18 protein-coding genes and 1 pseudogene are annotated in these 24,198 nt (G+C 58.5%); 11 read left to right on the forward strand and 8 right to left on the reverse strand.

Annotation, left to right across the window (positions count from 1 at the left end):
- The first annotated feature begins 172 nt into the window (after positions 1 to 172).
- From G7A66_RS04335 to G7A66_RS04345, 3 genes are all read left to right on the forward strand, one after another.
- Positions 173 to 1,090 carry a DNA-methyltransferase gene (locus tag G7A66_RS04335; protein WP_174294492.1) on the forward strand — a complete coding sequence of 306 codons (918 nt, stop codon included), beginning with the start codon at positions 173 to 175 and terminating at the stop codon, positions 1,088 to 1,090.
- The gene (locus G7A66_RS04340) at positions 1,087 to 1,539 is read left to right on the forward strand and encodes a DUF5681 domain-containing protein (RefSeq protein WP_174294493.1); all 453 of its coding nucleotides are present in this window, start codon (positions 1,087 to 1,089) and stop codon (positions 1,537 to 1,539) included. The genes G7A66_RS04335 and G7A66_RS04340 overlap by 4 nt, the downstream gene beginning before the upstream one ends.
- Before the next feature lie 119 nt (positions 1,540 to 1,658).
- A complete protein-coding gene (locus G7A66_RS04345) occupies positions 1,659 to 2,213 on the forward strand; it encodes a DUF5681 domain-containing protein (protein WP_174294494.1) in 555 nt (184 codons plus the stop codon).
- 212 nt (positions 2,214 to 2,425) lie between these two features.
- On the opposite strand, the gene G7A66_RS04350 is transcribed toward G7A66_RS04345, so the two are convergent.
- The 3 genes from G7A66_RS04350 to G7A66_RS04360 all read right to left on the reverse strand — a co-directional run bounded on the left by G7A66_RS04350 (position 2,426) and on the right by G7A66_RS04360 (position 5,990).
- Positions 2,426 to 3,337: a glycosyltransferase family 2 protein gene (locus tag G7A66_RS04350; RefSeq protein ID WP_174294495.1), complete on the reverse strand. Its 912-nt coding sequence runs from the start codon at positions 3,335 to 3,337 to the stop codon at positions 2,426 to 2,428.
- Positions 3,334 to 4,152 carry a polysaccharide deacetylase family protein gene (locus tag G7A66_RS04355; RefSeq protein ID WP_174294496.1) on the reverse strand — a complete coding sequence of 273 codons (819 nt, stop codon included), beginning with the start codon at positions 4,150 to 4,152 and terminating at the stop codon, positions 3,334 to 3,336. The genes G7A66_RS04350 and G7A66_RS04355 overlap by 4 nt, the downstream gene beginning before the upstream one ends.
- Positions 4,153 to 4,361: 209 nt before the next feature.
- Positions 4,362 to 5,990 carry a glycosyltransferase gene (locus G7A66_RS04360; RefSeq protein WP_174294497.1) on the reverse strand — a complete coding sequence of 543 codons (1,629 nt, stop codon included), beginning with the start codon at positions 5,988 to 5,990 and terminating at the stop codon, positions 4,362 to 4,364.
- A gap of 489 nt (positions 5,991 to 6,479) precedes the next feature.
- Here G7A66_RS04360 and G7A66_RS04365 point away from each other — a divergent pair, with 489 nt between their 5' ends.
- Entirely contained in the window at positions 6,480 to 8,279 is a 1,800-nt protein-coding gene (locus G7A66_RS04365) for an ABC transporter ATP-binding protein (RefSeq protein WP_174294498.1), read from the forward strand.
- Between the two features lie 46 nt (positions 8,280 to 8,325).
- On the opposite strand, the gene G7A66_RS04370 is transcribed toward G7A66_RS04365, so the two are convergent.
- The 3 genes from G7A66_RS04370 to G7A66_RS04380 form a co-directional block, all read right to left on the reverse strand.
- Positions 8,326 to 9,291 (reverse strand): beta-1,6-N-acetylglucosaminyltransferase, encoded by a 966-nt coding sequence (locus G7A66_RS04370; protein ID WP_174294499.1) that lies wholly within the window; start codon positions 9,289 to 9,291, stop codon positions 8,326 to 8,328.
- A gap of 106 nt (positions 9,292 to 9,397) precedes the next feature.
- On the reverse strand, positions 9,398 to 10,390 hold the full coding sequence (locus G7A66_RS04375) for a glycosyltransferase family 2 protein (RefSeq protein WP_174294500.1): 993 nt from the start codon (positions 10,388 to 10,390) through the stop codon (positions 9,398 to 9,400).
- A gap of 191 nt (positions 10,391 to 10,581) precedes the next feature.
- Positions 10,582 to 11,319: a hypothetical protein gene (locus tag G7A66_RS04380; RefSeq protein ID WP_174294501.1), complete on the reverse strand. Its 738-nt coding sequence runs from the start codon at positions 11,317 to 11,319 to the stop codon at positions 10,582 to 10,584.
- Positions 11,320 to 11,940: 621 nt separating this feature from the next.
- On the opposite strand from G7A66_RS04380, the gene G7A66_RS14600 reads away from it, so the two are divergent.
- The 3 genes and pseudogenes from G7A66_RS14600 to G7A66_RS04395 all read left to right on the forward strand — a co-directional run bounded on the left by G7A66_RS14600 (position 11,941) and on the right by G7A66_RS04395 (position 15,391).
- Complete coding sequence (locus G7A66_RS14600; protein ID WP_408609238.1) at positions 11,941 to 13,038, forward strand: acyltransferase family protein; 1,098 nt, start codon at positions 11,941 to 11,943, stop codon at positions 13,036 to 13,038.
- Between the two features lie 206 nt (positions 13,039 to 13,244).
- A pseudogene (locus tag G7A66_RS04390) lies at positions 13,245 to 13,427 on the forward strand (IS3 family transposase); the annotation flags it as partial.
- 1,247 nt (positions 13,428 to 14,674) lie between these two features.
- The gene (locus G7A66_RS04395; RefSeq protein ID WP_174294503.1) at positions 14,675 to 15,391 is read left to right on the forward strand and encodes an IS6 family transposase; all 717 of its coding nucleotides are present in this window, start codon (positions 14,675 to 14,677) and stop codon (positions 15,389 to 15,391) included.
- 265 nt (positions 15,392 to 15,656) lie between these two features.
- Here G7A66_RS04395 and G7A66_RS13915 read toward each other — a convergent pair whose 3' ends face one another.
- Both G7A66_RS13915 and G7A66_RS13920 read right to left on the reverse strand, forming a co-directional pair.
- Positions 15,657 to 16,295, reverse strand: coding sequence for a hypothetical protein (locus G7A66_RS13915; protein WP_206675064.1), 639 nt, complete (start codon positions 16,293 to 16,295; stop codon positions 15,657 to 15,659).
- Positions 16,229 to 16,492: a hypothetical protein gene (locus G7A66_RS13920; protein WP_206675065.1), complete on the reverse strand. Its 264-nt coding sequence runs from the start codon at positions 16,490 to 16,492 to the stop codon at positions 16,229 to 16,231. The genes G7A66_RS13915 and G7A66_RS13920 overlap by 67 nt, the downstream gene beginning before the upstream one ends.
- Positions 16,493 to 16,901: 409 nt before the next feature.
- Between G7A66_RS13920 and G7A66_RS04405 the strand changes: the two genes are divergently transcribed.
- The 4 genes from G7A66_RS04405 (at position 16,902) to G7A66_RS04420 (ending at position 24,042) form a co-directional block, all read left to right on the forward strand.
- Complete coding sequence (locus tag G7A66_RS04405; protein WP_174294504.1) at positions 16,902 to 17,429, forward strand: RNA polymerase sigma factor; 528 nt, start codon at positions 16,902 to 16,904, stop codon at positions 17,427 to 17,429.
- Positions 17,430 to 17,467: 38 nt separating this feature from the next.
- Complete coding sequence (locus G7A66_RS04410; protein WP_174294505.1) at positions 17,468 to 18,403, forward strand: FecR family protein; 936 nt, start codon at positions 17,468 to 17,470, stop codon at positions 18,401 to 18,403.
- An 83-nt stretch (positions 18,404 to 18,486) separates the two neighbouring features.
- A complete protein-coding gene (locus tag G7A66_RS04415; protein WP_332310485.1) occupies positions 18,487 to 20,778 on the forward strand; it encodes a TonB-dependent receptor in 2,292 nt (763 codons plus the stop codon).
- Between the two features lie 81 nt (positions 20,779 to 20,859).
- The gene (locus G7A66_RS04420) at positions 20,860 to 24,042 is read left to right on the forward strand and encodes an autotransporter outer membrane beta-barrel domain-containing protein (protein WP_174294506.1); all 3,183 of its coding nucleotides are present in this window, start codon (positions 20,860 to 20,862) and stop codon (positions 24,040 to 24,042) included.
- Positions 24,043 to 24,198 lie beyond the last annotated feature (156 nt).

The raw sequence follows: 24,198 nt of genomic DNA on the forward strand, positions 1-24,198 counted from the left end.
CACCCGTCGCCGACATTCATATCTGGGCGGCATCAGCCCACTCGCGTTCGAAGCCAAGGTGGCATAATGAGAAGGTGACCGGCACAAAACCGTTACAAGTCCACTCAATGCCGGATGGGATACCGAGATCCTCAAGCTGGAGCTGGCCGAGCTCTCCCTGCCCGAGTTCGAGATGGACCTCTCGCTCACCGGATTCAGCACCGGCGAGATCGACGTGGTGCTTGCAGACAGTCCCGATCCCGATGACGAGGTCATTCCTGCCGTTCCGATCTCCACAAGGGTCCAGACCGGCGACATCTGGCAGTTGGGCGAACACCGCATCGGCTGCGGTGACGGGCGGGATCGTTCCTTCCTTGCGGCAATAGTGGGCGAGGGGGCGCAGATCGACTGCGCCTTTCTCGATCTGCCCTACAATGTGAAGGTCAACGGCCACGTCAATGCAAAGGGCCGTCATCGCGAGTTCGCGATGGCCTCGGGCGAGATGAGCACCTCGGAGTTCCGCAGCTTCCTGTCCGATACGCTGGGTGCCTGTGCATCGGTATCGCGCGAGGGTTCCGTGCACTTCGTCTGCATGGACTGGCGGCACATGGACGATGTGAGTGCGGCCGGCACCGCTCTCTATGGCGACCTGCTCAACATCTGCGTCTGGAACAAGAGCAATGCGGGGATGGGCTCGCTCTATCGCTCCAAGCACGAGATGGTGTTCGTCTACCGCGTGGGCGATGCTCCGCACATCAACAATGTCGAGCTGGGAAAGCACGGACGCTACCGTACCAATGTCTGGGACTATGCCTCGGTCAACTCGCTGAAGGGCAGCCGCCGCGAGGATCTTGCCCTGCATCCCACGGTAAAGCCGGTCGCCATGGTGGCGGATGCGATCTGCGACGTGACCCGCCAGGGCGAGCTCGTGCTCGATATCTTCCTCGGCTCAGGCACCAGCCTGATCGCAGCAGAGCGGGTAGGGCGTGCCTTTCGCGGTCTCGATATCGATCCGGCCTATGTCGAAGTGGCGATGACCCGCTGGTCCGAAATCACCGGCAAGGCGCCGCAGCTGGTGCACCGGGCAGCAGCCGGCGAGGCAGCAGCATGAGCGGGAGCAGCGACCGGCGTAGAAGCGGCGGCTCGGACGGGAACAGTGTCGCCAGCAAAACCGGTAGCACGCGGTTCGAAAAGGGCACCTCCGGCAATCCTGCAGGCAGGCCAAAGCAGCGGCGTCCCCATGTCTCGGCCTTCGACATCATCTTCGACAAGACACTTACCATGACGCAGGGCGGCAGGGAGCGCGAACTCACCGTCGACGAGGCACTGCAGATGCAGACCTACCAGGCAGCGCTCAAGGGCAGCAAAATGGCCATTCGCAAGGTGCTGAAGATGATTGAGAAGCGGGAGGTGGCGCTTCTCAAGACTGCGAAGCCTGCTGCAAACAACATGAAGGTAAGCCACCACTATTCTTCCGACAACGCCAACGAGGCACTGCGCATCCTTGGCATAGCCGATGTCGAACCCTGCTTTGAGAGCCGGATCAAGGTGCACACCTGAGCCACGCAGGCAGCGCTCAGCCGGCCGGGCCGCCGGAAGATCTCGGAGAAGAACATGGAGGACATCAGGTTCTTCACCTTCGAACCCGAGAAGCTGCGCTGGCCGCGCGGGAGGATCGCATGAGCGATGCCGAGCCGGTCGGCTATGGCAAGCCGCCATCCGCCACCCGGTTCAGCAAGGGACGCTCCGGCAATCCGAAGGGCCGGCCGAAGAACCGCCATCGATCGTTGCCCTACGATGCCGTTCTCGGGCAGATGGTCACGATCCGCGAGGAAGGACGCGAGCGCAGGGTCACCGCAGCCGAGGCGTTCCTGCTTCAGCTGACGCAGAAGGGGCTTGCCGGCGACAGTGCCGCCGCGCGTTCCTCGCTCGAGGCGATCGAAGCTGCGCGCGCTGCACGGGGCGGGGAGGATGTAGAGCCCATCCACGTCATTCTACTCCAGTCCGTCAGCAGCGGAGCGGATGCCATTCTCGACACGCTTGATCTTGCCAGGCTGAAATATCCTGCCGATGAGAAGCGGGTCAGGTGGGAGATCAGCCCCTGGATCGTCGAGGCGGCGCTCGAGCGACTGGGAAGCCGCACGCTGTCAGAAGACGAGCAGCGAGAAGTGTGGCGGAACACCCGCACGCCGCAGAAGGTGAACTGGCCCGACTGGTGGAGCGTGGACGGGTGAATGGCAGGTATGCGGCCCTCTGAGATGTCGCTTTTCGGCGCTGTAAGCAGTCGCCTCTTTCCATGATCGATATCCACCGGATAACGATCGACCTCCTCAAATGTCACGCGATAAGAAGCTGCCCGCTCTTTTTGCGGCCGTGCCCTGAGGAGGTGACTGGTGAGGGGACTCGAGTGAGCGGAACTTCTTGGAGTGGCCTCACGTAATAGAGCTCAAAATGCTCGCCTCACCTTTCCTACTGCGCGGCGCAGCAGGTGGCTAAGCTTGGCCGCTCGGGCCTGCACGGCAGCTAAGCACGGATGTTGGTATGGGAATTGAGCTTTCCTGATCGCCACCCATATCGCCGGATCGCTGACGGCGCGTTGCACGAGGTAGGTCTCGAACCAATCCAAAAACCGCTTGCGTGCCACGTGGTAGGTGCCACAGCGTTCGCTTTCAGCCATGCAGGACATATCATGTTGACGATAGAACAGCCAGCGGCGACTGGAAAACCAGACGCTTGTTTCCAAATAGACTTTGGCTAATAATGCTTGGTCTTCATACATCCCGGTGAAGCTATCCTCGCTAGCGCCTACACGCTCCAGAACTTCACGCCGGATCATAATCGACATGCATGGTGCCTGTGCTGCTCCCAGCGGGTAGACGGCGGTAGTTGCCGCGCCAGGGGGCACTGGTTGGTCCTGGATGTGGCCCCCGGGAACGCACTCATCCTCTCCGCCCTGCCAGGAGCGCCAGTAGCATGCCGCCCCTGCAACCATTCCAATTTCGGGATGAGCGTCGAGAATCTCTAACTGCTCCCGTAACTTGCTTTGTGGCCACACGTCATCGCCGTCGATGAAGGAAAGCAGGGACGCGCGAGCTAGCCGCACACCGGCATTACGCGAGGCGCTCATCCCGCGGTTCGCATGACCCGGATGCTCTAGGTAAAAACATCTATCTGGATATTGCTTTGCGTAGCCGCGGGTAAGTGCCGTGGAGCCGTCGGTGGAGCCGTCGTCTACCATGATCAGTTCGAAGTCTCGGAGGTCCTGCGCCAGCACACTTTCGATCGCTTCAGCGATATAGCGTTCGCTGTTCAGGAATATCATGACAACACTGACGCGGGGGCCGGTAGCAGCGGTCATGTTGACGCCCTATTGAGCGTGCGCAGCAGAACCTTTCCAGTGACATCGGGGGCTGAGAGACGAGGAAGGTTGAACAGATCATAGTTTTTCGAATCGACAGTTGCCGCTCGCGTCGAGCAGGCCCAAGCGAAGCCGACCTCTCGAACCATTGATCTCGTCTCAGGATCGCAGTCGCCATGTGGGTAGGCAAAGCCGGTTACCGCTCGACCGGCCCATCGACTGCAGAGTACTTTAGATTCGGCGATTTCGACCTGACGCTCGGCAGGTGGTAGGCTAGTCAGAGGTTGATGGGTCATCGCGTGCGCCCCGATCGTAATGCCCGGCCCGAGGCAAGTAACCTCGGCGGCGCTCATTGGTAGCTCGTCAGCGTCTGCCGGCACCGGAGGCGCAGTTCGCCGCAGATCGGCCATTGCTTTCTGTCGCTCAGACGGCGGCACTCGTTCGAGCAGCTCCCAAAGTTCCCGGTAGGCCGCCTGCCGTTCGGTACGTGGTATCTCCCAGGCTCGCCATTTCTGGTCGGGCAGCTCCGTAACAGGCATAGCCGGAATGCGATTTTGCACGTGCTTTTTCGCAAGAATGAGTGCGTAACGTATCGGTCCTCTCTCAAGCAGGATCATTCGCGCAAGCTCGTCCCACCAAAAGCCATCCCGTCGGCCGATCATGTCGCCGGTCAGAAAGATTGTGGCCGGTACGGCGGCTTCCGCGAGGAGCGGCGCGGCGCTGGTGAAATTGTCGCGATAACCGTCGTCGAAGGTAATCGTGACTGCGTTGGACGGCAGGACGCCTTTCGTCAACGCTGCTACGAAGTCGTCCATTGCGAGGATCTTCCGCGCTTTTGTTAGCGCGCTTAGCTGTTCGCGGAACCGTTCTGGCGCGACCGCCAGCCCCCATGGGTCTACCGCCGGTTTCGCCACTCGGTGGTACATTAGTATTGCTGGCTTCTGACCACCGAAGGCCGCGCCGCTCAAGCGGTACCGTAAAGGGCCTTCGAAACGGCCCAATACTCTGCGGAGCAACGAAGACATCATATGACAGCATCCAGCCGGCGCGCTCGGACTGAAACAATTACTGGATAGCATGGATCGCCTTCGTCGAGCTTCGCGCGGTCGACCTCTTCAAGGACTAAGCCTTGAAGGAAGCAAGTGGCGGCATACACATTGCCGTCGACCCCGACCGAGAAGTTTCCGATTCCGAAAACCTCGCTGAAGAGCCGTTGTGCTGCCTGACCGGTCAACGACCAGTACCAAGTGTGGCCCCATTCGCCCCGATCGATTGGACTGATCCCCGGTACAGTTAGCAAGAGAATTCCACCTGGCTTCAGGGCGCGGTAGACCTCCTCCACGGCTGCTTTCATGTCGTAGATCAGGTGTAAGGTCTGGATTAGCACGATAGAATCGAAAGCAGCTTCGGGAAGCGTTCCTGCCCGCGCGAGATCGCCGACAATGGTGGCTTGCGGTGCACTTTCCGAAACATGCAGAACGTCTTGCTGTTCGATTTCCTGACCAAAACGCCTGCAGTAGCTCGCGTCTCCAATCTCGAGCGCGCGGCCGCGAATATCCTTGGCGTTCTGCTCCAGAAAACGCTCCACATAATAGCGGTCGATGGGCTTGCCGCGATCCCAGCCAAAGTCGATGCTGACAGGTTGAGTGCGATTAAGATCCCCCAAATCCACGGTTCCGAGCGGCAGGTGCTTGCGCGAGCGGCCGAGAAGCTTCCGAATCGGTCTGACCATGTGCTGTGGCAAGCGCTGCCAACCCGCGCGGACTGCCCGCCAAGCAATATGGCGAGGAGATAAGCTCATCGCTCGCGCTAAACTTGCGATCCGCTGACTCGCTCCGTGTCCGGCCCGTTCAATAATCTCGTCAGCGTACCAGCGGCGCCAGAATTTCATCCCGGTCTCCCAAGCCCGACGCTCGGCTGCGTTTCTAAATCCGCGCCTACGATCCAGCCAAAGCACATATTCAGCCCAGCGTAGCATCTCTGAGCTATTCGATGACATGTTAACGCCGTGTATTCGGTAGAGCGCCACCGTGGCGGAATGGCTCGCGATCGGATGGAGCCGTGACATGCGGAGGTAGACATCGTAATCCTCGCAGCGACGCAGCCGAGTATCGAAACCACCGGCTGAGAGCAGCTTAGCTCGATCATAGAGCACGGTGGCATGCATGCCCACATGATTACCGGTTAGGAGACGCGCGTGCGCTCCCTCCGCCACAGAGGTGAAGCGCGGCCCGCCAATTGGTATGAGATGGTCGTCCACTCGCATGTGTCCGCCGTAGACGAAGCCTGCGCTGGGATGAGTATCGAAACAGCTGACGCCGGCCGCCAGAGCTTCGGGTGTAAGGAGGTCGTCAGCGTCGAGAAAGAGGACTCGCTGCGCGCTTGCCTGCTTGAGACCAGCGTTACGAGCCGCTGACAATCCGGCATTCGCCTGCCGCTTCAGGAGAACGTTCGGGTATTCCTCAGTCACTGCAGATGGATCATCAGTTGACCCATCATCGACGACGATGATTTCGTCAGGGGACAACGTCTGAGCCATTACACTGTCGAGAGCCGCGGCGAGATAATGCGCGTGATTGTAAGTCGCAATGATGACACTCACCCCGGAGGGTGCACGCTGGCTAGGCGTCGCAGGGCTTCTGAGTCGATCCATGTCGCTTCTCGCCTCTTTCGGTTGATTGCAGCTACCGCAGTTCGCAGTGGGGTTCTACAATGAGCATCGTGCAGTCACGGCATACGCGAGAGGTCGGCGATTCATCACTTTAGCGCACGTGGACGCGAGCTTGCTCTACAAATAGCATAGCCTCATTTGAATGGAGGTTCCAACGGTCGGCTTCAAAATATATCGGGTGGTCCTGCTAACAAGCCCTGTGATATATAACGCGTTCGTGGGCCAAAGTGGCTTATGCTGCTTCGCGGCTAGAGCTCGAAAGGATGATGCGGTGCCCCGTGACGGAATCGAGGATCATACCTCATCAGATCAGGATCAGGCGAGGCTTCCGGCTTACAGTTCCACACGATCGGCAGAATCAATTGCGATATTTAGCTCGAAAGAATCAGTCTCGCTCCTCCAAAAAGATCCTGATCGTCGAGAAATTAGCTCACCTATCGTCAGCCGCGGCTCAGTATGATCTGCGCGTTCATGGCGTGGCGAGATGTTCCTCAACTCACCGCAATCGCTCGCCAATACTACTGGTCTATACCGGTAGTGGTCTTTTTTGGAGTCCTGAACGGAGCGCTAGAAGGGCTGGCGATTGGCCTTTTGGTTCCGCTTCTGTCGACCCTTTTAGGAGATGTTAATAGCTCAAATCAATCTTCTGGCATCTTCGCTCAATTGCAAGATTTCGGCAGTGCGTATCCACCGGATCAAAGAATTTGGTTTATCGCTGGCATGATGCTGGTCTTTGTCATTCTCAAGGGGGCCGCGCAAATCTCATCCAACCTGTTTTCCGGATGGATCTACGGGCGCATCGCTCACGACATACTTACGCAGTTATCACAGAGCGTTCAAAGTAGAAGCTATGCATTCCATCTAAGTGTAGAACCCAGCAAACTCGTGAACGTAATAAGTACAGAATCTTGGCGGGTTGCTGATGCCTTCCGCGACGCTTTAGCAAGCGTGTCAAGTATCGCAAAAATAGCTATATTCGCCGTTATTCTTTTTTCAATAAGCTGGATTCTTTTTCTCATCGTTGTGCTAGGAGCTTTAACAGTCCGAATTGTGCAGAGCCGCGGTATGTTGCGTCTCGAAGAATGTAGTGCATCCTCGGGAGCTGCTAACGAGCATCTCGCACAACGGATGCTTTTCGCGGTGTACGGTGCGCGAGTCATCAGGCTCTTTGACCAGGGCGCCGATGAGCACGATCGCTTTGCTGCGGCGTCAGACCGTCTTCGTGAGATCTTTTTGAGGATGGACAGAATTTCTGGCGCAACTGCAGCGCTCCTAGAAAGCCTCCATGCATTTCTCATCCTGATCGTCCTGCTCCTGGGCGTTTTCCTTGGAGTCTCTCTTCCCGTGTTGGCGGCTTTCCTCGTGCTGCTTAACCGCATGCAGCCGCACCTCCGACAGATGGAGGCAGCAGCGTTATCGGTCTCCAGTACATCGGCTCAGCTCCAAGAGGTTGAATGGCTGCTTTCTCGTGATCGATCGTCTGTCGGCGTAACGAGGGGGTTACCTTTTGAGAGTCTCCAGTCATCAGTGGACTTCGTCGATGTGACCTTCTGCTATGAGGGCCGAAAAGAAGAAGCAGCACTTGATTCGGTTAGCTTCAGTATCCCGGCTGGCAGCACCACCGCGATAATTGGCCGCTCGGGCTCTGGAAAATCTACTGTCGTGAACTTGATAACCAAGCTTCTCACCCCGCAGCACGGTGTGATCATGATCGATGGCACTCCATTGTCACAAATCGATCATCAACAATGGATCAGGGCCATTGGTATTGCGGGGCAAGATATAGATCTCGTAGATGGTACAATTGCTGAAAACATCTCTTTTGGCCTTCCCGACCTGTCGGCCGACAGCATCAGAGAGGCCAGTCGAATAGCACACGCCAATGAGTTTATCGAAGGGCTGCCTCAGCGTTACGATACAGTGGTCGGAAGTCGAGGCTTAGCTCTATCTGGCGGCCAGAGGCAAAGAATTGGTATCGCGCGAGCAATTGCACGGAAACCTGACTTGTTGATACTCGATGAGGCGACTAATGCTGTTGACGGGTTATCCGAAGAGGGCCTGCTAACACTGCTGAGTGAGACAGGGGGGGCTCGGACTACCTTAGTGATAAGTCATCGCCCCGCAACACTCATGTACTGCGAACAAGGCATAGTCATTTCAGAGGGGAAAGTCGTTCAGGCGGGAAGCTTGTCTGAACTTGCTGAGTTTAAGAGTATGTCTGAGAGAGAGCGCTCTGCTCGTCCTCGCAGTAGCCAGGCACACCATAATTGACGCAAAAATCATTGCCTATTCCATTACGCGCTGCCACTTGGATTTCTTAGAAAGAGCGCTGATCTGCTCTTATGCCGAGTTCCTTGTCCAGGATATCTAGTGATGCCGAGTCTGCCTCGAGCTTCCGCGCAAAGTGTGCACCAGAGCTGATGATCTCCGGCACCTGATCAGCCGAAATCCATTCGGGATGGGCGCCGCCGCTTCGCCAATTCAAATATCTGTACGTTTCACCGGTGGTCTTAAATTGCTTGTCGTTCAAGATGACAGTTTGAAAGTAGCATTCGTCAGGAACAACGCGGCCTCTAAGGTATGTCTGAAGCTTTTTATCTTTTTCAGTTGGACTCAGTAGCCGGTGGGCCACCCTCGCGTTTGCAGTAAACCACTGGCTTCCTACGTAACATTTGAAGGAGGGTCCGAAGGGCGAACGCCACGAAGAGAATGGAAGGCTGATCGTGTGCGCCCCCAACCTCGGAAAGGACTGCGCGCTGGTGGAGTAACTCGGTGGTGAGAGCCTTAGGATGGGGATCCGGATCGTTGCGGTCAGATACCGGGTTCGCGCAATCTGTACGTTGCCCGGGGTTCGGTGATGATTTAAGAGCGGGAGTTGAGCAGCCGGGATGTTTCCGGCCAGCGCGGCGTCTAAAGCGAAGCCGTCTATGAAAGCATCACAAGCTCTCTCTTCAAGGTCAGATACAGCATCCCTGCCAGGGACGACGGGGTAATCAGTTCCGCTCAATACGTAGAACCAGTCTGGCTGTCCTTTGCTGTAAAGTAATTGGAGTGCGCTTAATGTAGCTTCGACGACAGACCAACGTCCCCAGCCCGTGCGAACGGGATTAGAGACAAAGGAGACGTTTTTGCCAGATTCGGGGCGCTCGGAGGAGGTCTGACGCCAGTCGTGGTGGCACGCAATCGGAGGAAAATCATACAGTCTATTGAGCGTGTCAATGAGGCGAAGAACGCCAGCCGGGTTCTGATGTGAGAGTATGACAAAGCCGACAGATTTCGGCATTTAGCAAGTTCCGGAGCTCAAAAATGCTTGCATTGATCTTCTCCACACAAGGTTCTTCACTATCGTAAGGTTCATCTCAATAAAGCTTCTAGCTCCCTCCTGATCCCTACCAATCCAGATCTCCGTAGCGGCTGCGCAGCAGCCTCCGACGGAAATCTTTAAGCCAGATTGGAAGGAGTACAGACTTCAGGCTCAACTGAATGTAATACAATTTCCGCGATTTCGCCAATTCTCGGTTGTGCTTTACGAGTGTGCCGTACATCTCGAGGGCGGTTCTGAACTTCCGCGCCTGAATCGATCGCTCGATGAGCCAGGCAGTAAGACCGTCGAGGTGGGCTCTGCATCTTGTCTCATGTTCTGGATACTTCGCCCGGAAGCGGGAAAGAACAGCTTCCGCGGATCGGTGCATCTGCCACGCATCACTCGACATGCTATCGAGGGTGCGACGATAGCCGACGAGGTGTCTCTTCACCACCCGAAAGCTGGTCAGCTCCGCTGCCGAAAGGTAAAACATAAGGTCTTCGCACCCCTGAGCTCCTTGCGACCTAAGGCTAGAATCAAAGCCGTTTACTGCCTCGAATACAGATCTTTTCACAATGATAGAGCTGCCATTTCCGATGAAATTTCCGCTGCACAGGTCAGCTAAAGCAGTTCCTTGAACTGTTGGTCGGTACTCAGTCGATAAGATCCTGTCGTCCGCGTCTATCAATGCAAACCAGGAGTATACCAGACCTGCGGGTTCACTCCCTTCTTGAAGACTCCGCATCTGAAGTTCTATCTTATTTGGAGCCCAGAGATCGTCTGCATCTACAAAGGCAAGGAATTCGGTATCTGCGTAGGCGGCGCCTAGGTTGCGAGCTGCCGCCACTCCGGCATTTTGCTGCCGAATGAGGTGTATCCTTTTGTCTATAGTAGCTTTTCGGCGAACAATGCCAGGGCTGTGATCCGACGATCCATCATCAACGACTATAACTTTCAAATCACAGTATGTCTGCTTCGAAATACTGTCGAGTGTGGCAGCAATTGTACGGCTTGCATTGTACAGGGGAACAACGACGCCGACTGTAGCGTGCCGGGTTTCTGTGCCTTCGTCACTCACGCCGGAGTTTCCAACAAGGTTGACGAAGGTTGCTGCAGGTGAATGCTCGCCCGCCCCGAGACGTGTTCGCGCTTATGGGCATTGCGACGAAGAAAACTACTATGTTGCTGGCCGGTCGGCAATCAGCGGCCCAAACTGGGTGGATGAGGCATCTGAATAGATCGCGCCAATTAGCAGTAGTCGGCTTGAACTCACTCACAACACGAGGGCGCCTGGAGCTCTATGGTGATCGAGCCGACCATCGTCCTTAGGTGGCCGAGCAGGGCATATAGGAAGATGATGGGACCCGCCATCTCGAGAATTTCCTCAACCGCGGTGACCAGTTGGTATTGTAGGTTCTCGCTACCTCGGCCGTAAGCAATTGAGGCGTTGACCATTTCTAAACCGATCGCACCGCCAACGAAGCAGATAGCCGAAATTGCAAAGAGGACTCGTGTTCTCGATGGTAATCGGAAAAACCACGGTGACAGGGCAATCGCTAGCATCACCACGGCCGGCAGTCCCAGTAAGATCCATGAATAGCTAAATGCGCCACCTAATTCCCTGACCATTGAGAGCTGCTTCGTAAGCAGATCTCCTAACCTTTCGTGTACTGTTGCAACATCATCTACAGACAAAGCAAAAAACACAAACGAGAGAAAAGTCCAATGCCAGACTTCCGGAAGCTTGAGCTTCTTCCGCACGCCCGCGATCAAGGCTAAAAGAACGCCGCATAGGCCGAGTAGGACGGACGAGAACCATGTCGGCACATTTCCATCATCTCCCAACGTGAATAGCCGCAGGGCGCCTGTTCCTCGTGCTGGTTCACTCAGAAGAACGATACTGGCCGCAACGCCGAGGATAGCGAGCACACCAGCGGCGAAAGAGAGGGCTCTGGTTATCTTAAGGGGCTTAAGCGTAAGGCTCAGGTGTTTCTTATGACTTTTCAAGTCCAAGGACTCCTTCAAGCACAATCGATTAGCTGACAGGTCACCATGCAAGCATCGCACAAGTGAGGCTGGCTTGTACGACCAATAACTCTGCCTGTACCACACCGATCCAATTTTCGAACAGCCTCCGCTTCCTTGCGGGGCCAGTTTGAGTTCGGCAGCTGCTGCTGGGTCTGGAGTAGAACAAGCACTCCGAGAGCTCGCGTACGTAACCGGGCTATAGCTGCTAGGCCGCGTACTCGGCCCGCCCGATAAGCAAGCCTTTCCGCTTACTGCCGCGATTGCTTGTGGTGGTCGGATGTTGGCCTGCGGCGGCGGGGATAACAAGGGGCGCGAATTGACTAAGGTGCGCCATAAGGTCCGATTGATCGCACCCGCTTACGCAAAAGCTAGAGCGCCAGAAGAATTGTACCACGGATGTCGAAGCATTTCGAGACGCGGGGGTGGAGAGCGGCGGAGCATGCTTGTCGTTCCAGAGTGGGTCATTACATTTGGGCGGTCTTGCCAGTGGCTGCTGCACCGAGGCATGGCGGAGCCGTTCGTTCAGCGAAAAGTGAGCGAAGTTTGCTCACGCCGATGATTTTGATCATTGGCTAGGATGCGATTGGCTGAGGGAGGTTGATGCGCCATTTGGCAGAGTGTTTGACAACTTGCCCGCATCAACGGTCGCAGCCGACGCGATATACTTTCGTCGGCTTGGACGGTTTGCGAGGCGTAGCGGCCATTGCAGTCGCAGTCGGGCACCTAAACAACGTTCTTGGCGTAGACCGGCACCTCACAAACAGTGCGTTGGCGGTAGACTTCTTCTTCATGTTAAGTGGCTTTGTTCTAGCCCACGCGTATGGGGGGAAGTTGGCTCGGGGTAGGTGGTTTATACCCTTCCTTATCGCTAGAGTCATCCGACTGTACCCGCTGATTTTAGTAGGGGCACTCGTAGGTGCTTCTGCTTACCTTATGCGTGGCACGGATGCAGGCTATCTTGGAAGGCTCCTATTTCAAAGTATATTGTTGGTGCCTGAGATAAAATATAGCAATATTGACCCTAGTGTTTTTCCTATTAATCCTCCTGCTTGGTCTTTGTTATTTGAGGTAATCGCGAGTATTCTATTCGGGCTTGGTGTGTGGCGCGTTCATCTGCTCGGCCCCCTGCTGTTATTTTCAGCTGCTGCTTTATTTTCTACTGTCATAAGCTATCAGACATTCGACGTCGGCTGGAGCCCTGACTTGCTCTGGTCAGGATTGATCCGAGTCATGTTCGGGATGGGGGCTGGAATATTCCTGTATAGAGTTCATTGTAGGGGCAGCGCTCGGATATTGCCTCTTCACATCGGCATTGCAGGTAGCACATTGGTGCTAATTCTGTCAGGTGTATTCAGCTCAGTTGCATTTCAGATGGCGTCTGTCTTTCTCTTCTTTCCTTTGATAATTCTAGGTTCCGCGCGGGCTAGCAATCGCTGGATCGGGGCCTGCAAGTGGTTCGGAGAGTTGTCGTACCCCCTCTACATTATACATTGGCCAGTTTACCTTTGGATTGGCTTCGCCATTGCATCGACCTCGCTCCCAATTCGAGACTCAGTGCTGGGAGGGATCTCGTTGATCACAGCCATCATAACGAGCCTAATGGTACTTCGCCTTTATGATCAGCCTGTGAGAAGATGGTTGACTAAAAGGGCGCGCCTTCTGCAATTCCTGCCGTTCGAGAGGTTCGGGGCACCTTAAAAAAGCGTAGCCTGCATGGCTTGATCAAGAGATAGTTGACACTCGCCATTTTCTAGAGCCGAAAGGAGAAGTTCAACAGAGGTCCTCTATCATTTACAGCTCTAATCTTTCGAATAACTTTCCTGAAATTGGGGACCTATATACTTAATTGACCCGCTGACGCGGGTCACCGGAGAAGAGGGAGAAACCGCTCTATCTGGATTTTCGAGCAGCAGATTGTGGCGATCGCCGAATTTTACAACCACCATCGCTACCGCGAGAGCCTCGACAATGTGACGCCCGCTGAGGGCTACTTCGGCCCCGCCGCATCCATTATCAAACAGCGAGAAAGGATCAAACGACAGAACATCCAACATCGCGGCTTGCAGCACCGCAGGATCGCCGCCTAAACATCAAACTCCAGACGAGACCCGCGCTCCGCTGATTTAAACGGCCAGTTGTGCCAGATGTTCTAACGAAGGATAGCGGCTGGAGGCGGAGGGGTGCGCTATGAATGCAATCGTCAAAATCTTGTAGCGACTTTTGCCGTACGGCTGAACCGGGCCGTTTTGCGACGATTAAGTTGACGCCCCTACTGTTTGAGCGAGCCCGGCGGGGTGGCCTTCCCTCCTCCCAAACCGGCGGGGGGCTCAGGTCACATATGAACCACGCCCGCCGAGAGCGCGAGCGATGGAGAAAGCCCGGCTCCACAGCGGCTTAGCACAATCCTCGACAGCGGCTTAGCACAATCATTGCTGTCGAACACGCGTCATGAACAGGCATCTAATCTGCAGAGCCTGCTGTAGCGTTGAGCGTGCAATCAGGGATACGGCTGCGATTGGCACCTTCAAGACGCTTCTTACGAGCGAAATGTTTTCTTCGAAGGCTTCTGGCAGCGGACCATCGAGCACAGCATACTGCTGCAAATTCGAGAGGGGAGATCGCTCGTTCAGCAGCAGCTTCTGGTCTGTCAAAGGACTCTTTTATGCTTCGCGCTCAACTTGTCCCTGAGCCTCAACAGCCGATCCGGGGTGGACGCGAATTTTCGGACTAACTCATGTCATTTCCTCAGGATCACTGAGGCACCGGGAAGCAGGGCTTGGCGGCACAAGCGACCCTATAAAGATGAGAAGAAATCAAAGAAGTTAATGGGTTAAACGCCTGGTAAACAGACGCTCAGGAAAGTTGAGGGTTCTGAGAACCGCTAACTTTTTCGGTCCGGCTAGCTCTCTCAGCAGCTCAGGTATCTCTGGGCATGCCGGTGGACCCTAGCGGTTGGCGCAAATAATTCTCCCAAGCAGCCGCTGCAACTTCGTTTTCTCGGGGCTCTGAGCAGAGTCGGGAGCTAGTGCTTGTCAGGAACGTTACGGCGAGAAGAGGATTGGTCAAGCAAGGGGGCCAAGCTCCTATTTGCTAAAGGAAAATATCTTGTTTTGGATTGTCATCGCCATAGCCGTCGCGCTTTGGGCATTACCGCTTCTCGCGGCTGCAGCAATAGCTATTCCTGCCCTGGCTTCTGCATCGTACCGGGCTTGGCTGTCTAAACATCTGGTCGGTTCTGAACCGTCGATTAAAAGGCGGTCGCCGCGAAGGGTTCAGCCGGCACTTTCAGAGCAAATGCACCTGCTGGTAAGGGTTGAGCGGGCAGGGCGATACGATGCCACGTCCAAAGAAGCCAGCCAGCCCATTCCGCTACTTCAATTCATCGCCGGAGGTGATCCGGCTCGTCGTGATGATGTACGTCCGCTTTCCGCTGTCGTTGCGCAATGTGGAAGACCTGCTGGCCGAGCGCGGGATTGATTTATGCCACGAGACGGTGCGGCACTGGTGGAACAGGTTCGGCCCGCTGTTCGCTGCTGACATCCGCCGTCAGCGGGCCAGCGGGATGCGGGGTTTCCGTCAGTGGCAATGGCACCTCGACGAGGTTTATGTGAAGATCAACGGAGAGATGCACTACCTGTGGCGAGCGGTGGATCAGGAAGGCGAGGTGCTCGAGAGCTACGTCACGAAGACCAGAGACAAGTCCGCAGCGCTCAGGTTTATGAAGAAGGCGCTCAAGCGCAACGGCTCACCCGCCATCATCACCACTGATGGTCTGCGCTCCTACAAGGCAGCGATGAGCGAGCTTGGCTGTGAGGATAAGCAGGAGATAGGTCGCTGGGCCAACAACAGGGTGGAGAACTCCCACCTTTTGTTCCGACGACGAGAGCGAGCGATGCTGCGATTTAGGCAGATGAAGGCGCTACAGAAGTTCGCCTCCGTCCATGCCAACGTCCACAATCACTTCAACTCCGAACGCCACCTGATCGATAGAGAAACTTACAAGACCCGCCGCTCGGCAGCACTCGCCGAGTGGAAGAGCCTCATGGCCTGAGCCATGCCGGAAGGGGAGAGCTTTGCCATTCAGAGACAAGTTGCGATCAGACTGACAGCACCGCCACCTACCTGTTTGTGGTAGTACCCAGATGTTTCTTTCGTCAGCGGCAAGCGCGATGGTCCAAGGGTTCGCGTCCCAGGTAGTTTGGACGTGGCCGTGCCAGTCAAGCTGAAGGAGTAGGGTTGCAAGTAGGGTTGGATGATCGCTTGGTTCGGGGGCGCTTGTCAGCCAGGTCCAGTGCAGTAGTCGGACCAGGCCCTCATCAGTTCCCGACGTTTTTCAAAAGAGTCGCCTCAGCGATAGGCGCGCTCGACAGCGCTGCCGAGAGTGTGTGCCAAGGGCTCCTCGGCAACCTCGCGAGGAAAGCTGGTCTTCTCGCCGACCCAGTCGCGAAACGAGGAGCGGAAGCCATGAACGGTGTAATGAGACACCCCCATTCGCCTGGCCGGTCGCGCAGGTAGGTGAGGTAAGAATGGATGCCGTCGCGCCAGGTGTCGCGGAAGGCCTTCACCTGCTCGGGCTCGCGCGTCAGGTGGTCGGCATTGCCGTCCTTCACTTCACGAGAAGTGGTGGACCACTGGAAGTTGGAGTTGAACTTGATGCCATAGGGCGGGTCGATATAGATGCACTGCACCCGGCCCTTGAGGTTCTCGCGCTCGGCCAGGCCGCCATCACCTGCAACCCGTCGCCCAGTATCATTCGGTTCGACCAGTGCTGATCGTGCTGGTAGAACTCGGTGCGCTGCTCGGGATCGAGCCCGTTGAAATCGGCAAACAGGTCCGGCGCTTCCTCCGGCTCGGCTTCTCTTGCTCTTTGCGCGCGCGCTGGCGCGCTTCAGGTCCTCGATGATCGCCTTGGGATGGATCTTCTCTTGAATATAGAGCGGCGGTGCGTTGACCACGAGGTCGCCCAGTCCGCGACGTCCTTCCCCCGCCAGACGAGCTGCGGATCGAGATCCTTGTTGCGCCGCTCGTAAGCCGTGACCATCGGGCGCTTGATCTCCGCATCGACGAACGCTTCGAGTTCCGCCGTCGACGCGTTCTTGCGGGTATCCTCGTCATGCGTGAGCGCATCGACGGTGAGGGGCTTCTTGGGCAATACTGGCCTCCGGGCGCCCTTGCGCCTGATCAGAACCACGGCGTCTTCGAAGTCGAGCCGGTGGACAACCTGGCCCTGACCGTCGGGGTCGAGAAACCTGTCCTCGCCATTACGAAGGTGAAAAACATAGGTCGGTTACTGCGCGTCTGCAAAGCGCCGCAACTGCCGCTATCGTGCCGTGCCAGGAGATCTTGCGAGAAGTCGTGAAATCGACGAATAAGCGGAAGCGCCATTCTCCGCCGATCGGCTCCGCCAGAGTCGCAATCGAGCCTGATGGGCATCGTTTGTGAAAGGTGATGGCTTATGCAGACGTGCTTACGGCCGCCGACTGGCCTTCCTCCAGCATGCGTGGGCTACATTTCCCAGGTTCAACCTACGCGCGTCCATCCTGTCGCTCGGCCATAAGATTGTGCAGGAAGTCTCGTCCCCCACTTCGCTCGAACAGGCGTTTGTCGCCAATCGCCAGAGGCTCCTGCGCTTTCTGACGGCTCGCGGCGCTGGAGACGAGGCGGAGGATGTGCTCCAGGATCTATGGATGCGGTTGCTCGCTGCGGGCAACGACGAAGCTGCGGTGCATCCTTCCTACATGATGCGCGCGGCGGACCGGCTGATGATCGACCGATACCGTTCGAAGGTGCAGGCAGCCAAGCGGGATCGTGCCTGGGCCGAGACACAGCCAGGCGTTCTCGACGACACGGACGCGGCGCCCAGCGCCGAGCGGGTAATCGCCGCCCATCAACACACGCGCATGGTGCACGAGGCTCTGGATGCACTTGGCCCACGCGCCGCAACGATTTTCAGGCGACACCGGATCGACGGAATTCCTCAGCGGGATGTCGCCGCGGAATGCAACGTGAGCCTCAGCACGGTCGAAAGCGATCTAAGGCGCGCTTATCAGGCCTTGTGCGAAGTCTGGAGGCGCATCGATGAGGGTTGAGCGCCATGACTCCGTTTTACAGTCAGGAGGTAGCTGCAATGCATCCTGACGAACACATTCGCGACGAAGCGGCGCATTGGGCGGTGCTGACAGGTGATCCCGCCTTCGAGGATTGGGACCGGTTTACCTCATGGCTGGAAAGCAATCCCGACCATGCGCGTGCCTATGACGAATTGATGAGTCAGGTCGGCTCGGCAACAGGAATGCTGATCGACTATCCGGTCGAAGAGCCGCTCGTCGCCGCCAATGACGATGAGGACACCTTCCATACGCTCTGGCGGCGCGGATGGTTCGGGCCTGCGCTGGCCGCCTGCCTCGCAGGACTGGTCGCGGCGGGCGTCTGGCAGATTCGCGCTGCGGACGAGGTCTACGTCACACCCATGGGCGAGAGCATGATCGTGGCCCTGGGCGAGGGGAGTACCGCTGAGCTGGCAGGCGGGACCCGACTGGTGGTCGATGGCGAGGATGCCCGCTCGGCGCGACTGGAGCGCGGCCATGCGTTGTTCCGCATCCGGCATGATGCGGGCGATCCGTTCCGCCTTGTCGCCGCGGGGGATACGCTCGTCGATGTGGGCACGATCTTCGATGTCCGGATCGGCAGGGAACGGCTGGACGTGGCCGTTGCCGAAGGAGCCGTTATCGTGAACCCGCAGGCGCAGAACCTTCGCATCGACGCGGGCGAGGGCGTGGTGCGCAGCGAGGGCGTATATGTCATCACCGCACTGCCCCCCGCCGAAATCGGCGAATGGACAGATGGCAGGGCCACTTTCCGCGATGCCACACTTGAGGAAATCACCCTCGATCTGACGCGCGCCACAGGGATCGCGTTTTCCGTGCAGCCCGGCAGTGAAGCAATGCGCCTCTCCGGAAGCATCGCGCTAGGCCCGGTGCGGTCTGATCCGCGCACACTCGAAGCATTGCTCGGCGTCAGGGCGCGCCCGGTGGGTGAAGGCTGGGTTTTGTCGCTCGACTGATAAATGAAGATTTTCTCTATCCTTCTGGCCCTGGCGATTGCCGCCGGCGCCACCCCTCTCGCCCGCGCGAAAGCAACCTGGCCGTGCCTGCCGGCAGACTGTCGGATGTGGCCATCGCTGTTGCGCGGGCGACCGGAACCAGCATCGTCATCGCAGACCCCGCTCTTGCCCGCAGGCGCGTGCCGGGTCTGCGCGGGCGAATGGATGGCGCTGAAGCGGTGCGGCGCATTGCGCGGGCAAACCGCCTCAGGGCGGTCCCGGTCGGGCGCGGTGCATGGCGCCTCGTCGCCCAGCAGGAGCGCCGCCGTCCTGTCAGAAAGAGAGCCCCCCCACCTCCTGCGCCTCCGCCCGTGCAGCCTGCCAGGGCCGAGCCGCTGCCGCCAGTCGAAGTCGAACCCATCATCGTCATCGCCAGCAAGCGCGATCTTCGGGTCGACGAACTGCCCGCGCAGGTTTCGATCCTTGATGGCGAGAGGCTGGAGCGGGGCGGGATCGGCGGAACCGAGAAGTTGACCCAGAGGATCGCAACGGTCAGTTCAACCTATCTCGGCAGCGGCCGTAACAAGCTGTTCATTCGCGGCATCGCGGATTCGAGTTTCACCGGACCTACGCAGGCGACGGTGGGGCAATATCTCGGCGACTTGCGACTAAGCTACAACGCCCCGGATCCCGACCTGCGCCTTTCGGATATGGAACGGGTTGAAATATTGGAAGGCCCGCAAGGCACTCTGTATGGCGCAGGCTCGCTCGGCGGAATCATTCGACTGGTGCCGCGCGCACCCGAACTCCGAGAAGCCAGCTTAAGCGCAGTGATCGGCCGGTCGTTTGTCCGGCAAGGCCAACCAGGCGCGGATGTGCATGCCACGCTCAATCTGCCGCTCGTTCAGGAGAGCGCAGCGCTCCGCGTCAATTTCGACATGCTTTCCCAAGGCGGCTATGTCGACAAGCCGCATCTCGGTCGCCGCGATGTGAATGACACTCGGATCGTGGCGGGGCGTGCCGCCCTTCGCGTGAGCTTGGCGCCTGGATGGTCGGTAGATGTTCTTGGCGTGGGCCAGAGCACCAGGGCCGACGACAGCCAATATGCCGACCGCAAGGGTGCGCCGCTCGAAAGTTCCGCCCGGGTGCAGGAGGGTGCCAGCGCCGACTACGGTCAGGCGCAAATCGTCCTCTCGGGCCGGATCGGTTCGCTCCGCCTGCGATCGTCCACCGGCATTGCGGGGCAGGAGCTGCTCGAACGATACGATGCGACAGAACCGGGAGAGGAACCGCTGCTCTTCGTCCAGCAGAACGCTACGCAGATGGTCGCGAACGAGACGCGGCTATGGCAGCCGCTCGACCATCGCCTCGGCTGGCTTGCGGGTGTCAGTTTCGTCGATAATGAGACGCGTCTGACCCGATCCCTCGGAAGCAGGGATGCCTTGATGCGCACGACAGGCGTGCTCAATACGGTGCAGGAACTGACGGGCTATGGCGAGGCAAGCCTGCGCCTGTTCGAACCTGTTATCCTGTCGGCTGGAGCGCGCCTGACCCATGCGCGGCTCGGCGGATCGGGAGAGGATATTGCTCGCCTTTTGAGCGCAGCCGAAGCTGCGATAACCGCCAGCCGCAGTGAAACGGCCTTTCTGCCTTCGGCAGCGCTGCTCGTGCAGCCGGCAACGGAGATGCGCCTCTATGTCCGCTATCAGGAAGGCTTCCGGCCTGGCGGCTTGGCCATTGCCGACGACTTCGTGCGCCAGTTCCGCTCCGACCGGACCAGGACCGTCGAATTCGGACTCGGCATCGGCAACCCGGGCCGAGGGCATTTTGACCTGTCGGCGAACGTCTCGCACACCGATTGGCGAGACATACAGGCCGATTTCATCGACAGTACCGGCCTGCCGACCACCGCTAATATCGGAAACGGGACAATCTGGACCGCCAGCGTTGCCGGAGGCCTGGAAGTAGCCCCTGAATTGAGGCTGGAAGCCGGAGCCAGCTTCAATGACAGCCGCGTGGACGAGCCTGTAATCGTCGCGTTGGACCGGATCACGCAGATCCCGAACATCGCGCGCTTCTCCGGAAGACTGGGACTGTCATGGCAGCGCGAATTTGCCTCCGGCCTCACGCTGGATGCTGAGGGTTGGGCGAGTTACATCGGCAAATCCCGCCTCGGCGTCGGGCCGGAACTGGGCGAGTTGCAGGGCGACTATCTCGGCAGCGGATTGCTGCTGCGCTTCGGGCGCGAACGGGTCGGGCTGACCGCGTCGCTCACCAACATCGCCGATGTAGAGGGCAATCGATTTGCACTGGGCACGCCGCTGGCCATCGGCCGCCAGCAGGTGACGCCGCTGGCACCGCGTACCGTCCGGATCGGGCTCGACGCCCGCTTCTGACGCCACCGGAAATTTTTTCGAAAGAATGCCAAGGCTGCCGTGCGGGGCCTCCGTCTTCGTGATGAAGAACCAGGAGGAATCATGTACCGTACGCTTCTCGCCGGCACCGCCTTGGCGGCGCTCGCCGCACCGCTCAGCGCCCAGACTGTGATCGACAATGCCCGCACCCAGCCGGTGCGAACGGCGGAACTGGCCAATGGTCAGGATCTGAAGATCGGCACGAACGGATCAATCGTGCTCTCGGCCGGCGATGCAGTGACGGTCAATTCTAACAGCGACGTCAGCAATGAGGGGAAGATCACCGTCACGAACGGTGCGGGAAGCACCGGCATAATGGTCACTGGCGGACGCACGGCGAACATCGTGAACAGCGGGACGATCACGATCGATGAAACCTATGCGCCTTCGGACAGCGACAAGGATGGCGACCTCGACGGACCGTTCGCTCTCGGCCAGGGGCGTGCGGCAATCAGGCTGAATGGGCCGCTGAAGGGCGACGTGACGCATAGCGGCACGATCGCGGTGGAAGGCAATTCATCCGCAGGTATTGCGCTGAACGGCCCGCTCGACGGCAGCTTTCGACACGAGGGTAAGACGAACGTAATCGGCGATGGATCGACGGGCGTGGCGGCGCAGGACATTACCGGCAATGTCAGACTTGCCGGGCAGATCGGAGTAACCGGAGCCAACTCGGTCGGCGCCAGATTCGCTGGCGACCTCGGCGGCGCTCTTGTCGTCCAGGGTGACGTTTCTGTCACGGGTTATCGCAAGACGACGACGTCGGGCGATGCCTCCAAGCTGGATGCCGACGATCTTCTGCAAGGCGGTAGTGCGCTGTTGGTCGAGGGCGACGTGGCGAAAGGCATTATCTTCGAAGTCGCTCCGAAAGATGCGAATGCTGACGACAAGGACGAGGACAAGGACGGGATCGAGGATACGAAGGAGGGCAGCGCCAAGATCACCTCTTACGGTGCCGCTCCTGCAGTCCTCATCGGCGCGGCCGACCGCGAGATCACGATCGGCGCAACGCAAGGCACGGCGACAGGATTTGGCATAATCTCAGATGGAACGGTGGCGGGCGACGGCGTCTATGCAGGCGTAGATGGAACCGGAATAATGGTCGGCGGTCGCGGCGGTGCGGTTTCGGTCGCGAACGGAATGCTGAACGAAGGTTCGATCACGGGTACGGCGAAGGGTGCGGCTGCTACCGGCTTGCGCATCGGATCGGGCGCAACGCTGCCCCAGTTGCGCAATGCCGATACGATCGGTGCGACCGTTAGCGGAAGCGCTGGGCAAGCGACCGCCGTGGCTGTGGATGCAGGCGCGAACCTGCCGCTGCTTCGCAACAGCGGGACCATCAAGGCGAGCACTGTGGCCGCAGGTTCGGCCTTCGCAATTCGCGACGACAGCGGAACCGTGGCGCTTGTGGAGAACAGCGGCAAGATCATCGCCTCCGGCGCGGCAGCGGGATCGGGGCGGAATGTCGCCATCGACCTATCTGCACGCGCTTCTGGCGCGACGGTGAGGCAGACCGCCGTGGCCGCAGGCGTCACTGCGCCTGCCATCGACGGCGATATCCGCTTCGGCACCGGTGCCGACCTGCTCGACCTTGCCGATGGCACGGTCAGGGGCAGTGTGAGCTTCGGCGCCGGTGTCGACAGGATGGCGCTGTCGGGCGATGCCGTCTTCAACGGCACGGCAATGTTCGGCGGTCAGGCCGACCAGTTGACGCTGGCCAATGGCTCGCGCTTCGAAGGCACGGCCAATTTTGGCGGCGGCGCTGGCAGTCTGACCCTGACCGGCTCATCCAGTTTCGTCGGCAGGCTCGTGAATGCCTCCGATGTTGGCGTCACCATCACGGGCGGTACGCTCGCCTTGACCGGGCCGGCAACTATCGGCTCGCTGAATGTCGGATCGACGGGGATCATCGGCGTTACGCTCAGCAAGGTTGGAGGCCAGTCCACAGCCCTTGACGTGAACGGAACCGCTACCTTCGCGCCGGGCGCCAAGGTGCGGATACGCCTCACGGAAATCGCCGATGCCGAAGGTCTGTACGATATCATCACGGCCGACAGCCTGACGGGTGCCGACAAGCTGACCGCGGACAGCGCGCTCGTTCCCTTCATGTACAAGGCCGCGCTCGCCGTTTCGGGAGACACAGTCAGCGTCGACATCGACCGCAAGGCTACCAGCGAATTGGGGCTTAACCGCGCCGAAGCCGCCGCGTTCGACCACCTCTATGTCGCGCTGGCAGAGGATGACGATGTCGCCGACATATTCCTCGGAATTGGTGAGGCAGACCTGTTCCAGGCCTATGTCGCGCAAACACTGCCCGATCATGCGGGCGGTACTTTCGAAGGTGTCAGCCAGGGGTTGCGCGCTTTCGACCGTCACCTGATCGACCCGGTCGGCCCCATCGGCGAAGAAGGCAAGCTGCGCATCCTCACTGACTTTGCCAGCTGGTCTGCTGACAAGGATCGCGGGGACGCGGCTTCGTACGAACTCAGCGGGCTGGGCTTTCGCGGCGGTGCGGAATACCTCTCGGGCATCGGCGCATTTGGCGTGACCGGCAGCTGGATATGGAACGAACACGAGACAGGTGCCGCCAACGCAATCGTCTCGAACAGTTACGAGGCCGGGGTTCATTGGCGGAGCAAATTCGGCGCGCTCGGCGCCTTTGCGCGGGCGGGGATGGGCAAATCCGATTTTGAAGGCAACCGCACGTTCGAAGGCGGAACGGGCGACGATGCCGTCTCCTTCATGATCGACCGGACGTGGTCGGGCGATTTCGTCTCAGCTGCGGGTGGTCTGTCGCTGGAAGGCGGGTCGCAATTCTTCTTCGTTCGGCCTTCGATAGTGCTCGATTATCTCAGCCTGACCGAAGACGGCTATGTAGAGACCGGCGGGGATGCACTCAATCTGACCGTAGCCGAACGAGAAAGCGATGAACTTGGCGCAAATCTCGGGATAGCGATTGGCGCCGATCTGTTCGGCATGCAGGCACGCGACAAGTCTTGGGTCCGGTTCGAAGGCGAAGGCGGCTGGCGGCAGTTGCTGTCGGGCGAACTCGGCGCAACGACTGCTCGTTATGCTGACGGCGAGGATTTCGTCCTGCTTCCCGAACAACGCGGCAGCGGCTGGTTCGCAAGGATCAAGGGCTATGGTGGCGACGAGTTCTATACACTTGGCGCGGAACTCGGGGCCGAGGAGCAGTTCGGCAATATCGGTTACAGCTTTCGCGCTTCCCTGCGATTCGGATGGTGAGAATGGATATGAGCACGATCAGACCAGCACTGCGTCGAAATGGCAGATGGCTGCGAAGAGAGCGGGCGATGTCGAGGTTTCGAAAGATGAGGAGCTTACAGAAGTTCTCGTCGGCCCATTCCAGCGTCCACAACCAATTCAACCTCGAAAGCCTTC

This window comes from Alteripontixanthobacter muriae (assembly GCF_013336795.1).
Lineage (GTDB): Bacteria > Pseudomonadota > Alphaproteobacteria > Sphingomonadales > Sphingomonadaceae > Pseudopontixanthobacter > Pseudopontixanthobacter muriae.